The organism is Sphingomonas sp. Leaf242 (genome assembly GCF_001422045.1).
Classification (GTDB): Bacteria; Pseudomonadota; Alphaproteobacteria; order Sphingomonadales; family Sphingomonadaceae; genus Sphingomonas.
This window is the reverse complement of sequence record NZ_LMLW01000009.1, coordinates 296,292-310,335: the sequence shown is the minus strand read 5'-3', so window position 1 is coordinate 310,335 and position 14,044 is coordinate 296,292. Positions and strand designations below refer to the sequence as shown.

Sequence of the window (14,044 nt, the reverse complement as noted above, 5' to 3'; positions counted from 1 at the left end):
TCCTGCCCCATGCCGACCCACCCCCGGCCCCTCCCTTCCAAGGAGGGGAGCAGGAAGGGGAAGTGTTTGTGTGTCCCCCGTCGCTCGGCTACAGCCCGGCCCACTTATGACCGATACTCCTGCGCCCGCCCGCGATTACCGCGATACCGTCTTCCTGCCGAAGACCGACTTCCCGATGAAGGCGGGTCTCGCCGCCAAGGAGCCGGCGATTCTGGAGCGCTGGGCCAAGCTCGGCATCTACGATCGGTTGCGCGAACAGCGGCTCGGGCGTGAGCGGTTCATCCTGCACGACGGCCCGCCGTATGCGAACGGCGACATCCACATGGGCCATGCGATGAACAAGGTCCTGAAGGACATCATCGTCCGCTCGCAGTCGCTGATGGGCAAGGACGCGCCCTACGTCCCCGGCTGGGACTGCCACGGCCTGCCGATCGAGTGGAAGGTCGAGGAAGCGTATCGCGCGAAGAAGCTCAACAAGGACGACGTGCCCGTCGACCAGTTCCGCGCCGAATGCCGCGCCTATGCCGAGAAATGGGTCGCCGTGCAGAAGGCCGAGTTCGAACGGCTCGGGGTGATGGGCGACTGGGCCGATCCGTATCTGACGATGAAGTACGAGGCCGAGGCCGCGATCGTCGGCGAGTTGTTGAAGTTCGCGGAGAGCGGCCAGCTGTACCGCGGCGCCAAGCCGGTGATGTGGTCGCCGGTCGAGAAGACCGCACTCGCCGAGGCCGAGGTCGAGTATGAGGACATCGTCTCCACGCAGATCGACGTGGCGTTCGAGATCGACTCTGCGCCGAATGCGCCGGAACTGGTCGGCGCGCATGCGGTGATCTGGACGACCACGCCGTGGACGATCCCGGTGAACCAGGCGCTGAGCTATGGGCCTGAGATCGAGTATGGCGCATATTGGATGGCATCGGATGATCGCCTGATCCAGGTATTGGTCGCTACGGATCTGGTTGCGCAATTTGAGAAGCGCACCGGTCTTCTAAATGAAGACGTCAACAATGGGCCACATTGGACGATCAAGGGTTCGCAACTCGAAGGCGCGACCGCCCGTCACCCGATGCACGCACTCGGCGGGTTCTTCGCGAAGCCGCGGCCGTTCCTCCCCGGCGCGTTCGTCACGACCGACGCGGGTACCGGGCTCGTCCACATGGCGCCGGACCACGGCGAGGACGATTTCGAACTCTGCAAGCAATACGGCATCGACCCGGTCTTCGCGATCGACGGCGCCGGGATGTACCGCGCCGACTGGGCATGGCTCGGTGGCCAGGGCAGCGTCATCAACAAGAAGTTCGTGAGCGCCGACGGCCCGATCTGCACCGACCTGCGCGAAGCTGGCGCGCTGCTGGCGGCAAGCGATGACTTCAAGCACAGCTACCCGCATTCGTGGCGCTCGAAGGCGAAGGTGATCTTCCGCGCGACCCCGCAATGGTTCATCCCGATGGATGCTTCTTCTGCTCCCTCTCCCCTGCGGGTAGAGGGTCGGGGTGAGGGGCAGCCCAGCAATGCTGCGCCCGGAACAGCCCCTCACCCCAGCCCTGTCCCCGACGGGGAGAGGGAGCCAGGCAACGGCGCCACGCTCCGCGAGATCGCGCTCGATGCGATCGCCGCCACCACCTGGATCCCCGCGCGCGCGGAAAACCGGATCACGTCGATGGTGCAGGGCCGCCCCGACTGGGTCATCTCGCGCCAGCGCGCCTGGGGCGTCCCGATCGCGCTGTTCGTCAACCGCGCCACCGGCCAGTACCTCAACGACGCGAACGTCAACGCGCGCATCGTCGAAGCCTTCCGCCAGAACGGCGCGGACGCGTGGTACGCCGACGGTCACCAGGCGCTGCTCGGCCCCGACTACGACCTCGCCGACTATGAGGTCGTGAAGGACATCCTCGACGTCTGGTTCGACTCCGGCTGCACACACGTCTTCACGGTCGAAGCACGCTACGGCGAAGGCACGCGCGCGAACCTGTATCTCGAAGGCTCGGACCAACATCGCGGCTGGTTCCAGTCGTCGCTACTCGAAAGCTGCGGCACGCGCGGTCGCGCGCCCTACGACGCGGTCCTGACGCACGGCTTCGCGCTCGACGGCCAAGGCCGCAAGATGTCGAAGTCGCTCGGCAACGTCGTCGATCCGCTCAAGATCATCGGCGAGTCCGGTGCGGATATCCTGCGCATGTGGGTCGCCTCGACCGACTATTTCGACGACGTGAAGATCGGCAAGGAAGTGCTCGCCACCGCCTCCGACGCGTATCGGAAGCTGCGCAACACGTTCCGCTACATGCTCGGCGCGCTCGAAGACTTCGACGAGTCGGAGCGCGTAGCCGTGTCCGACATGCCCGAGCTGGAACGCTACGTGCTCCACCGCCTCGGCATGATCGACACCGAACTGCGCCAAGCGGCGGAAGCGTACGAGTTCAACCGCTACACGCGCCTGCTGACCGACTTCGCGAACGAGGACCTGTCCGCGTTCTTCTTCGATATCCGCAAGGACTCGCTCTATTGCGACGCGCCGAGCGACATCAAGCGCCGGTCGTACCGCACCGTCCTCGACGTGCTGTTCCACGCGCTCGTACGCTATGCCGCGCCGGTGCTCTGCTTCACCGCGGAGGAAGTCTGGCAGTCGCGTTTCCCGAGCGAGGACAGTTCGGTGCACTACCTCGAATGGCCGTCGCTGCCGTCGCTGGATGAGAGCATCCCGCATTTTATGAAACGTTGGAGTGTGGTGCGGAGCCTCCGGTCAGCGGTTACTGCTGAAATCGAACCGCTACGTCGCGACAAGACGATACGTTCGAGCCTCGAAGCCGACGTACAGTTGATGGTCGATGCGGGTAATTTCGAGCGGGTTGCTGGTATAGACTGGCAAGAGGTCCTGATTACCTCAACAGCCAAAGCTTTGAAGCTCGGCCCAATGGCCAATGACGATAAGGCAATCTCGCACGCCATTCATGTCGAACCCACAACACTCCACAAATGCGGCCGCTGCTGGCGTCACCTCCCCGAGGTGACCGTCGATGGCGAGCTCTGCAACCGATGCGACGAGGTGGTGGCCGATGCGTAACCTGCCCAAGGCCGGGTTCGCCGCCGCGATCGCGCTCTTCCTCGCCGACCAGCTCAGCAAATGGGCGGTGACCAAGCCGCTCGGGATCGATTCGCTCGGCGATTCGCAGACGATCACGTCGTTCTTCGACCTGCGCTTCGTCCCCAACATCGGCATCTCGCTCGGGCTGCTCCCCGCCGACGGCCACCTCACCCGCTGGGCGCTGGTGCTGCTGACCGGGGCGATCGCGGTCGGAGTCGCGGTGTGGATGACGCGCGAGAAGAACCCGGCCGACCAGGTCGCCTTGGGCTTCGTGCTCGGCGGGGCGATCGGCAATATCCTCGACCGGATCCGACTTGGTTATGTGGTCGATTTCTGCGACCTGCATATCGGCGAATGGCGTCCGTTTTTGGTCTTCAATGTCGCCGATGCAGCGATTACTGTCGGCGTGCTCGTCCTGCTTGTTCGGGCGCTTCTCGTGCGCGAGAAGCCCCCTGTGGAGAATTCCCATGCGTAAGTTCGTACCCCTGGCCGCCGGGCCCGTCGTCGCCTTGGCGAGCGCCGTCGTCCTCCTGTCCGGCTGTGCGACGAGCAAGAGCCTCGATCGTGCGCGTCCCGACGAGTTCGCAGTCGCACGCCAGGCGCCGCTGGTCATCCCGCCCGACTTCGCGCTGGTCCCGCCGCAGCCCGGCGCCGCCCGCCCGCAGGATACCGCCGCCAACGCGCAGACGCTCGACGCGCTGTTCGGCGGCACCGCCGCGCGCAGCCCCGCGGAAACCGGCGTGCTGAACGACGCCGGTGCCGATTCGGACGATCCCGGCATTCGCTCCAGCGCGGGCGATCCCGACACCACCGTCGTCGACAAGGGCAGCACGACGCGCGACATCGTCGCCGCCCCCGAAGGCGACGGCCAGGACGCGCGCGCCAAGGCGAACTGATCGGGGTTCTCCCGACGTACGAAAAAGGGCGGCTCCTCGCGGGGCCGCCCTTTTTCGTGTCTGCCGGTCTTGGTCCACCGCCCACTCCCGTCATTCTGACGAAAGTCAGGATCCAGAGCCACGAACGGAACGCCTGCGGCTCTGGATCCTGGGTCAAGCCCAGGATGACGGTCTTGGTATCGCGGAACCTCTACCCGTCTTGTTCTCCCGCGAAGGCGGGAGCCCAGTCTGGGTCCCCGCGTTCACGGGGAAACAAGGTTCAGGGGAGACCTATCCTCAGAGCGATCAGAACGCCGCGGTCAGCGACACCAGGACCTTGCCGCCGGCGATCGAACCGGTGCCATCCTGGCCACGGCTGAAGCTCGGCTGGAGATACGCCGATTCGCGCTTCGAGATATCGGTGTCGACATACGCGACCCCCAGCGTGAGAGGCGTCGTCGGGATCACGTAATCCGCGCCGAGCAGCCAGTCCCAATACTCACCCGTCGGCGACACGCTGGTCGCGAACGGCCCGAGGCCCTTGTTGCCGCGCGAATAGCCGACATGCGCCTTCACGGTCACGCCGGTGGTCGGGATCCCGCTGCTGACGTCGCCCCACAGATAGAGATTGTCGTCCTTGGCGTTGACGCGGTCGTACACCCCGTTTGCGGCCGACGTGCCGTTGGTGTACCACGGCCCCAGTGCCTGCTGCTTGGGCGCATAGGCGACGCCCGCGAGAAGCGCGACCGGTCCGGCGGTGCCCGACAGCTTGGCATAGGGCTCTATGAAGTCGGTGTTGTCGAAGCCGCCCGGATACATGTACCAGGTCGCGCCGACGTCGAGCGCACCGCCGCCGACGGGCACCTTGTAGCCTGCGATCAGGTCGAGCTCCATGTTGGCGCCGCCGAACGTGCCCCAGCCGGACAGGTTCGACGCCCAGGTGCCGATATAGACGCCGCTCTTGTGCGCGATCGTGATGCCGCCTTGGACGGCGAGGTTCTCATCCGACTGCGACACGCCGCGGAAGCGATAGTCGCTGACGAGACCGACCGAGCCCGTGACCGTAACCTCCTTGGGAGGCGCGGTGTCGTCCTGCGCGAACGCGGGCGTAGCGGCAGCCAAAGCAATGCCGCCGAGAAGAAGTGTGGTGAAGCGCATCGTTTCCCTTTCGATACCGGAAGTCGATGTCCGCCCTGCATCCGCGGACGCCGCATCTTTAGGGGCCGAACCCCAGCGCGGTCTTTCCGACGATGACATCGGGATGACAGCGCATGGTGCAGCGCACAAGCGAATCTTGCGTACAATCGGGCTTTGACAGCACGCATGTTGCGCATGCGCCACAGTGTCGCCGGATAGTCGGCGCCAGCGGCAGGTACGTCTCAGCGCGCCACTATGCTGATCGAACGCCGTTTTTCCCAGCCGTTGCGCTCCAGTTCCGGGGTGACCGCGTCGATCTCCGGATATCCTATGCAGAGATACGCCACCAGTTGCCACGTCTCGGGCACGTCCAGGATCTCGCGGATACGCGACGGGTCGAGGATCGAGACCCAGCCAAGGCCGATCCCGTGCGCGCGTGCTGCCAGCCACAGGGTGTGGACCGCGATGACGGCGGAATACGCGACAGCTTCGGGCATGGTCCGGCGGCCGAGGCCGTGGCCCTGCTCTGGGTCGGGTTCGATGAACACCGCGACATGACACGGCGCCTGTTCGAGCCCGGCGAGTTTGAGCCGCGCGTAGTTCGCCGCCCGCGTCTCGTCCTGCGTCGCCAGCGCAGCTGCATTGCACGCCTCGAAATCGGCGCGGACCGACGCGCGGCGTGCAGGGTCGTCGACCGTCACGAACCGCCACGGCTGACTGAGTCCGACCGATGGGGCGGCGTTCGCCGTCTCTAGCAACCGGTCAAGCAGCCCGTCCGGCAACGCATCGCGCCGAAACCGCCGGACGTCTCGGCGCCAGCGGAACAGCGTGTCCAGCTCGGCCTGGAACGCGGGGCCGAAGATGGGTGCGTCAGCGTCCCGCACGGACACGTCTCGATCGGAAATCGTCTAGACCTTTGCGGCAGAGAAGGCGGCGAGCCCGGCTTCGAGATCGGCGATCAGGTCGGCCGGGTCTTCGAGGCCTATCTGGAGGCGGACCATCGGGCCTGCAGATTCGCGCTTGGTAACGCTGCGGTATCGGTGCGGGTCGGCGGGGATGGCGAGGCTTTCGAAGCCGCCCCAGCTATAGCCTATGCCGAACAGTTGCAGGGTGTCGATCAGCGCGGCGCGGGACGTCTCGTCGCCGCCGTTAAGGACGAACGAGAAGAGGCCACTGGAGCCTTTGAAGTCGCGCACGAACAGGTCGTGGCCGGGGCAGTCGGGGAGCGCCGGGTGGAGAACTTGCGCAACTTCAGGCCGCGATTTGAGCCAGTTCGCGATGGTCAGCGCGCTCGACTGGTGCTGCGCGAGGCGGACCGCCATCGTCCGCAGGCCGCGACTGCCGAGCCAGCAATCGTCGGGGCTGGCGACCTGGCCGAGCTGGAAACTCGTCTCGCGGAGTTTCTTGAAATGGCCGGGGCCGGCGGTGACCGAGCCGAGCATCACGTCCGAATGGCCAACGACATATTTGGTGCCGGCGAGGATCGTCAGGTCGACGCCGCGCTCGATCGCGGGGAAGAACAGCGGGGTGGCCCAGGTGTTGTCGAGCAACGTCGTCACGCCGCGCGCCTTGGCGGCGGCGACGATCGCGGGGACGTCCTGCACCTCGAAGCTCAGCGAGCCGGGGCTTTCCATGAAGATCGCCCGCGTGTTCTCGCCGATCAGGTCGGCAATGCCCGCGCCGATCATAGGGTCGTAATAGCGCGTGGTGATCCCGAACCGCTTGAGCAGCCCGCCTGCCATCCCGCGCGTCGGGTCATAGGCGCTGTCGACCAGCAGCAGTTCGTCGCCCGGCGAGAGCACCGACAGCAACGCCGCCGCGATCGCCGCGACGCCCGAGCAATAGAGGAACGTCCCCTCCGCACCGGGCTCGAGCGAGGTCAGCGCGTCGGCGAGGCTCCACTGCGTCGGCGTTCCCTTACGCCCGTAGAACAGCCGGTGATGCGTATCGCGCGTGGCGCTTTCGCGGAGGTGGCCGACCGAGTCATACAGGATTGTCGAGGCGCGCCATACGGGCGGACTGACGATACCTTGAGTCCATTCCGGGCGACGACCGGCGAGGACGACCTTGGTCGCGTCGCCGACCGGCTTGTTCGTGTCGTTCATGCCGTTCCCGTCGCCTTGGGTGTCTTGGGATCGCCACCCCATTCGGACCAGCTGCCATCGTACAGCGCCGCGTCGTTGCCGAGCAGGTGCGCGCCGAACGCGAGCACCGACGCGGTGATGCCCGAGCCGCAGGTCATCACGATCGGCTTCGCCAGGTCGATGCCCGCCTTGTCGAACTCGGCCTTGAGCGCGTCGCCGGTCTTCCACGTGCCGTCCGCGTTGAACACCGCGCCCTGCGGCAGGTTCTTCGAGCCCGGAATATGCCCCGGCGCGGTGCCCGGCCGCGGGTCTTCCTCCGCACCGGTGAAGCGCGTCGCAGACCGCGCGTCGAGCACCTGTTCCGCGCCGCTGGCGACGTTCGCCTTCATCTGGTCGAGATCGCGCACACCGTTCAGGTCCGCCCAGGTCGTGAAGTGACGATGCCGCGGCGTTTCTTTCCCCGTCGCGATCTCGCGCCCCTCGGCCTGCCACTTGGCGAACCCGCCATCGAGGATCGCCACGTTGCGCGCGCCGAACAACCGCAGCATCCACCATGCGCGCGCCGCCGTGTGCCAGGGGGAGCTGTCGTACAGCACGATCCGGCTGCCATCGCCGAGACCCAGCGTCTGCATCCGGCTCGCGAACTTCTCCGCCGAGGGCAGCGTATTCGGCAGGTCGCTGTCGGTATCGCGTAGCTCGCTGAGGTTCATGAACACCGCGCCGGGGATGTGCGCCGCCTCATACTCCGCCGCCGCATCGCGCCCCTCGGCGTAGGTCGCGTCGACGATCCGCAGATCACTCGCGCCCAGTTCGTTCGCCAGCCATTCGGTGCTTACCAACGCGTCCATATGCGGCTCCTTGTGCTCGATCGGTCAGTAGCCAGCCGGGCCGCTCGCGTCGAGGAAGGCGAGGAACCCGGCCGCCTGCGCACGCGTCGCCTCGCGGTCCGCCTCGGACTGTTTCGCCCAGTTGCGATAGGGCATCGCCAGCCGGTTGTTGCGCCCCAGCTTGTCCTCATGCCGCGCGAGAAAATCCCAGTACAGCGCGTTGAACGGGCACGCATCGGGCCCGATCCGCTGCTTCACGTTGTACCGGCACGTCCCGCAATAATCGGACATCCGGTCGATATACGCGCCCGACGAGATATAGGGTTTCGACCCGAGCAGCCCGCCATCGCCGAACTGGCTCATCCCCAACGTATTGGGCAATTCGACCCATTCATACGCATCGACATACACCTCCAGATACCAGAGGTGCACCTTGGCCGGGTCCGCGCCGATCAGCAGAGCGAAATTGCCCGTCACCATCAGCCGCTGGATATGGTGCGCGTGCGCGGTCTCCAGCGTCTGGCCGATCGCCTCGCGCAGGCAATGCATGTCGGTCTCGCCGGTCCAGTACCAGCCGGGCAGTTCGCGGTGGTGATCGAGGAAGTTGCGCTCGACGTACTCCGGCCCCTCGCGCCAGTAGATCCCGCGCATATATTCGCGCCAGCCGATGATCTGGCGGATATACCCCTCGACCGCGTTGAGCGGTGCGCGACCGGCGCGATACTCCGCCTCCGCGCGACGGCACAGGTCGAGCGGATCGAGCAGCCCCGAATTGATGTACGGCGACAGGATCGAGTGCCACAGATGCCGCTCGCCGGTGAGCATCGCATCCTCGTAGTCACCGAACTGCGCGAGCGCGTGGCGGAAGAAGTTCGCTGCCTGTCGCTCCGCATCCTTCGCGGTCACAGCGTACTCGAATCCGTCGAGGCTTCCCGGATGATCGGCGAACCGCTCCGCCACCAGCGCCAGCACGTCGCGCGTGATCGCATCCGGCGCGAACACCAGCGGGCGCGGCATCAGCAGGTCGTTCTTCGCCGGTTTGCGGTTCTCCTTGTCGAAGTTCCAGCGATGGCCCTCGGGCTTGCCGGCGGTCATCAACAGCCCGGTGCGCGTCCGCATCTGGCGATAGAACCACTCCATCGTCAGCGTTTTCCGCTCGGCGGCCCAGGTCTCGAAGTCGGCATGGCTGGCAAGGAACCGATCGTCGCTGCGGATCTCGACCGGGATGCCGAACAGCGTCTCCCAACTTTCGAGCATCGCCATCACGCGCCACTCGCCGCCCTCGGTAACGACGATCCGTTCAGAGTCATGCCGCTCGACCGCGCGCGCGATCTCGCCGGTGAAGCTGCCCGCATTGTCGGGGTCGTCGAGCTGTGTGTATTCGACGGTCCACCCGGCCTCGCGCAGCGCCTCGGCATGGTGCCGCATCGCCGACAGGATATACGCGATCTTGCGCTTGTGGTGACGAACGTAGGTCGTCTCCTCGTCGACCTCCATCATCAGCACGATCGTGGTTTCGGGATCACAGTCCCGCAGCGAGGCGAGGTCGATCGTAAGCTGGTCGCCGAGGATCGGTACGAGTGTGGTTTTCTTACGCGTCATCGCATCCTACATGGCGGCACATGACCGCTCCCCAGAACCCATTGCATCTCGGCCAGAACAGCGCCCTCCCCGCCTCTCCAGAAGAGGCCGTGCTCGATTATGTTCCGAACCCGCGGCCGGGCCGGACGTATCTCGTGCGGTTCGCGGCGCCCGAGTTCACGTCGCTGTGCCCCGTCACCGGCCAACCCGACTTCGCGCACCTCGTCATCGACTACGTCCCCGGCGAGACGATCGTCGAATCCAAGTCGCTCAAGCTGTTCCTCAGCAGCTTCCGCAACCATGCCGGGTTCCACGAGGATTGCACCGTCGGCATCGGCGAGCGCCTGTTCGACGAGATGAAGCCGGTGTGGCTGCGCATCGGTGGCTATTGGTATCCGCGCGGTGGAATCCCGATCGACGTGTTTTGGCAATCGAGTGCACCGCCGCAAGATCTGTGGCTGCCGGACCAGGGAGTCGCCTCCTATCGCGGTCGCGGTTGAGGGCCCAGGACGACTACGCGAAATATCGATTTGATTTAGATTGATATTATTCCCGTGCTGCACTGCAGTATGTGATGAAACTTTATGCTACCTGAACCGTTCAAATGGATGCGCGACCGGGTTCTCCCAGAAGTGCGCGCTCAAACGAGGGACAGGGTATGGTGAAACCGGCGGACGGTGGGAATATCGCGCGACTGGCGCTGATCGGTAATTTCCTGCCGAGACAGTGTGGCATCGCCACCTTCACGACCGACGTTTTCACGGCCATGCGCGCGCGCTTCCCCGAGATCGCAGTCGACGTCTACGCGATGGACGATCATCCCGGCAAATACGACTACCCGGCCGAAGTCACCGGCACGATCCCCGAGCCCGAGCTGTCGGCCTATATCGACACCGCGCGGAAGATCGAGGCCAGTGGCGCTCAGGCGATCTGGCTCCAGCACGAATACGGCATCTTCGGCGGCCCGGCAGGCGAGCACATCCTCGCACTGCTCGATCGCACCACGCTGCCGGTCATCGTCACGCTGCACACGATCCTCGAAAAGCCCAATGCCGATGAGCGCCGCGTGCTCGAAGGCCTGCTGCGTCGCGCCGCCCGCGTGGTCGTGATGGCCGAGCGTGGCCGCGACATCCTCCAGCGCGTCTACGGTGCCAATTCGCGCCAGATCGTCATGATCCCGCACGGCGTGCCAGATCGCGACCTGCTCGATCCGGCCGCGCTGAAGGACAAGTTCGGCTGGGAAGGCCGTAAGGTCATGCTGACGTTCGGCCTGCTCGCCCCCAACAAGGGGATCGAGACGGTCATCAACGCGCTGCCCGCGGTGATCGCGAAGCATCCCGACCTGCTGTACGTCGTGCTCGGCGCGACTCATCCGAACCTCGTCGCGTACGAGGGCGAGAAGTACCGCGACAAGCTGAAGGCGCTTGCCGCCGAGAAGGGCGTTGCCGACAACGTCTCGTTCGTCGATGCCTTCCTAGAGCATGGCGAACTGCTCGATTATCTCCAGGCGTCGGACGTCTATGTGACGCCGTACACCAACCCCGCGCAGATCACGTCGGGCACGCTCAGCTACGCGATCGGCGTCGGCAAGCCCGTCATCTCGACGCCGTACGTGCATGCGACCGAGATCCTCGCGGATGGCCACGGCGTGCTCGTCCCGTTCGGTGACGTCGATGCATTCGCGCGCGAGATCGACGCGCTGATGTCGAACGACCGCGATCGCAACCGTCTGGCCGAGCGTGCCTATGCGCGCGGCCGCACGATGATCTGGCCGAAGCTTGCCGAGGCGATGATGACGGAGATCCGTGCGATCGTGGCGGCGCGCCCTTTTCGCCTCGCCAAGGTGCCAGCCCCGCTGAAGCAGCTGACGCCTGATTTCGCCGCGGTCGAGCGGATGAGCGATTCGACCGGCATGCTCCAGCATTCGATCTATTCGATCCCCGATCGTCGCCACGGCTACTGCATCGACGATAACTGCCGCGCGCTGATGTTGATGAGCGCGCTGCCCGATCTCGACGACGTCACCCGCGACAAGTGGATGACGATCTACGCCTCGTTCGTGCAGTACGCCTGGAACCCTGACACGCGCCGGTTCCGCAACTTCATGAACTTCGATCGCACCTGGTGCGAGGATTCGGGCTCGGAGGATTCGAACGGCCGCACGCTCTGGTCGCTCGGCGTCACCGCGCGCGATGCGCAGGCCGCCAAGCACCGCGACTGGGCGACGGCGATGTTCGATTCGACCGCGTCGATGGCGCTCGAACTCGGCTCCTTGCGCGCGCAGGCGTTCGCGATGCTCGGCGCGGCGGCGATGCTGGAGGCCAAGCCCGGTCACCAGCTGTCGCTGTCGATCCTCGAAGCCTTCCCCAAGGTCCATCTCGATCTGCTCGCCAAGGCCCGCCGTCCCGAGTGGCAGTGGTTCGAGATCGTGCTCGCCTATGACAATACGCGCCTCCCGCAGGCGCTGATCCGCGCAGGCCAGGCGCTCGGGCGTCAGGACCTGATCGACTGTGGCCTCGCCACGCTCGACTGGATCGTCGCAAAGCAGACCTCGCCGGAGGGTCGTTTCCGTGCGGTCGGGTCGGAGAGTTTCAACCGGCCCTATGCGGAGCCGTTGCAGTTCGACCAGCAGCCGCTCGAGGCGCAGGCCACCGTCGATGCATGCGCCGCAGCGTATGACGCGACCGGCGACGTGCGCTGGCGTGACGAGGCGTTGCGCGCGTACGGCTGGTTCCTCGGCGTCAACGACCTCGACCTGCCGCTGGCGAGCGTCGCGGACGGCGGTTGCTATGACGGCCTGATGCCGACCGGGCTCAACCGAAACCAGGGCGCCGAGTCGATTTTGGCGCTCCAACTCGCAAGTTGTGCCATTTCAGGGGTATCAAAGGCAGCGCAAAGCGTGGCAGGAGCGGCGCGCGTCGTCGCCTAGCCACGCTAGAGACAGCCTGACAGGCGACGGTGCGCTGAGTGGAACGACGCGGGGCACTGCTACGATGGATCTGTTCAACCACCAGCTGCGGCTGCACGCGGACCCTTCGCGTGTCGTCGTGCGGCCGTTTCATATCGCCTGGGGCGGTCATGGCGGCGCACCGAGCCGCACCGAGCGGCTCGTCGGCGAAGTGCTGGAAATGTCGCCCGCACAGGCGCGCGCGCAGCTCGAGGTCGTGCTGAAGGATTTCGAGGCACGCCACTGGCAGACGCGGCGCGTGTTCATGACGCGCTACGACCAGATCGAGGACATGCTCGGGCTGAACGGCGCGGAGATCGGCGACGAGAAGCGCCAGCTGATCGGCGCGTATTTCTGCCACGAATACAGCTATGCCGCCGCCGCGCTGATGAACCCGAGCGCGGTGCCGCATTTCGACCAGTCGGGCATGCCGCCGGGCTCGATGCGAATTCTGATGAGCCTGCGCGCGGTCGGCGAGGGTCACATCTCGTCGGTGGCGTTCCGCGAAGGTATCATCACCTGCGAAAACCAGATGAAGCTCGCACCTGAGCCGCCGTTCGCGACCGCGACCGATGCGGTCGGCAGCGGCGAGGACGAGATGCCGATCGGCCCCGTCACCGTCTATCGCCACCGCGACAGCACGCTGAGCGGCACGGTGATCTTCCCGATCACGCAGGCGCAGTCGAAGGGCCTCGAGGATCTCCGCATCGTCCGCTTCCAGCACGAGGACGGCGACTACGAGTGGATCGGCACCTACACCGCGTATAACGGCTCGGTGATCCAGTCCGAACTGATGCGCACCCGCGATTTCCGCGCGTTCGACCTCGTGCCGATGACCGGCCCCGCCGCGCGCAACAAGGGCATGGCGCTGTTCCCGCGGAAGGTGAACGGCCAGTATATGATGATCGGCCGGCAGGACGGCGAAAACCTGTTCCTGCTCAAGTCCGACACGCTGACCGACTGGGACGACGGCGAGAAGATTCTGACGCCCGAATATCCGTGGGAGCTGGTGCAGATCGGCAATTGCGGCCCTCCGATCGAACTCGACGAGGGCTGGCTGCTACTGACGCACGGCGTCGGCGCGATGCGGAAATATTCGATCGGCGCGGTGCTGCTCGACAAGGACGACCCGTCGAAGGTGATCGGGCGCACCAAGCAGCCGATTCTCGCGGCGAAGGACCAGGACCGCGAGGGGTATGTGCCCAACGTGGTGTATAGCTGCGGCGCGTTGAAGCATGGCGATACGATCTTCATGCCGTACGGGATCGCCGACAGCTCGGTGGGCTTCGCGTTCGTGCCGATCAAGGACATGCTTGCTGCGATGAAGTGAGCGGGGCGTCTCACGGACGCCATCCTTCTCCCACGCGTAAGCACCACCCCGGCGGAGGCCGGGGCCCAATTGGGGGACGCAAATAACGGCGAACTGCGCTCCGTTACGCCCACCTTTCCAATTGGGCCCCGGCCTCCGCCGGGGTGGTGGAATGGACCAAGGTCCCAACCCAATCTTGTTC

At 65.6% G+C, this 14,044-nt stretch carries 11 protein-coding genes; 6 read left to right on the top strand and 5 right to left on the bottom strand.

The features are described from left to right. The first annotated feature begins 106 nt into the window (after positions 1–106). From ileS to ASF09_RS12695, 3 genes are read left to right on the top strand one after another with little or no spacing between them, the layout of a single operon-like run. Complete coding sequence (gene ileS / locus ASF09_RS12705) at positions 107–3,061, top strand: isoleucine--tRNA ligase (RefSeq protein ID WP_060526554.1); 2,955 nt, start codon at positions 107–109, stop codon at positions 3,059–3,061. Then, positions 3,054–3,557, top strand: coding sequence for a signal peptidase II (gene lspA, locus ASF09_RS12700; RefSeq protein ID WP_060526553.1), 504 nt, complete (start codon positions 3,054–3,056; stop codon positions 3,555–3,557). Before ileS ends, lspA begins: the two co-directional genes overlap by 8 nt. After that, positions 3,550–3,978, top strand: a complete 429-nt coding sequence (locus ASF09_RS12695) for a DUF3035 domain-containing protein (protein ID WP_056051615.1) — start codon at positions 3,550–3,552, stop codon at positions 3,976–3,978. The genes lspA and ASF09_RS12695 overlap by 8 nt, the downstream gene beginning before the upstream one ends. A gap of 285 nt (positions 3,979–4,263) precedes the next feature. On the opposite strand, the gene ASF09_RS12690 is transcribed toward ASF09_RS12695, so the two are convergent. The 5 genes from ASF09_RS12690 to ASF09_RS12670 all read right to left on the bottom strand — a co-directional run bounded on the left by ASF09_RS12690 (position 4,264) and on the right by ASF09_RS12670 (position 9,607). After that, entirely contained in the window at positions 4,264–5,115 is an 852-nt protein-coding gene (locus ASF09_RS12690; RefSeq protein ID WP_060526552.1) for a TorF family putative porin, read from the bottom strand. Positions 5,116–5,336: 221 nt separating this feature from the next. Continuing rightward, positions 5,337–5,978, bottom strand: coding sequence for a 5,6-dimethylbenzimidazole synthase (gene bluB, locus ASF09_RS12685; RefSeq protein WP_156359351.1), 642 nt, complete (start codon positions 5,976–5,978; stop codon positions 5,337–5,339). Between the two features lie 24 nt (positions 5,979–6,002). Beyond that, positions 6,003–7,199: a cystathionine beta-lyase gene (metC, locus tag ASF09_RS12680; protein WP_060526550.1), complete on the bottom strand. Its 1,197-nt coding sequence runs from the start codon at positions 7,197–7,199 to the stop codon at positions 6,003–6,005. Then, entirely contained in the window at positions 7,196–8,026 is an 831-nt protein-coding gene (locus ASF09_RS12675) for a sulfurtransferase (RefSeq protein ID WP_060526549.1), read from the bottom strand. The genes metC and ASF09_RS12675 overlap by 4 nt, the downstream gene beginning before the upstream one ends. Positions 8,027–8,050: 24 nt before the next feature. Further along, positions 8,051–9,607: a cryptochrome/photolyase family protein gene (locus tag ASF09_RS12670; protein ID WP_060526548.1), complete on the bottom strand. Its 1,557-nt coding sequence runs from the start codon at positions 9,605–9,607 to the stop codon at positions 8,051–8,053. A gap of 20 nt (positions 9,608–9,627) precedes the next feature. Between ASF09_RS12670 and queF the strand changes: the two genes are divergently transcribed. The 3 genes from queF to ASF09_RS12655 all read left to right on the top strand — a co-directional run bounded on the left by queF (position 9,628) and on the right by ASF09_RS12655 (position 13,863). Next, positions 9,628–10,086: a preQ(1) synthase gene (gene queF, locus ASF09_RS12665; protein WP_056411723.1), complete on the top strand. Its 459-nt coding sequence runs from the start codon at positions 9,628–9,630 to the stop codon at positions 10,084–10,086. Between the two features lie 158 nt (positions 10,087–10,244). Beyond that, positions 10,245–12,515 (top strand): glycosyltransferase family 4 protein, encoded by a 2,271-nt coding sequence (locus ASF09_RS12660; RefSeq protein WP_060526547.1) that lies wholly within the window; start codon positions 10,245–10,247, stop codon positions 12,513–12,515. Positions 12,516–12,579: 64 nt separating this feature from the next. Continuing rightward, positions 12,580–13,863: a glycoside hydrolase family 130 protein gene (locus ASF09_RS12655; protein WP_060526546.1), complete on the top strand. Its 1,284-nt coding sequence runs from the start codon at positions 12,580–12,582 to the stop codon at positions 13,861–13,863. Positions 13,864–14,044: the final 181 nt, after the last annotated feature.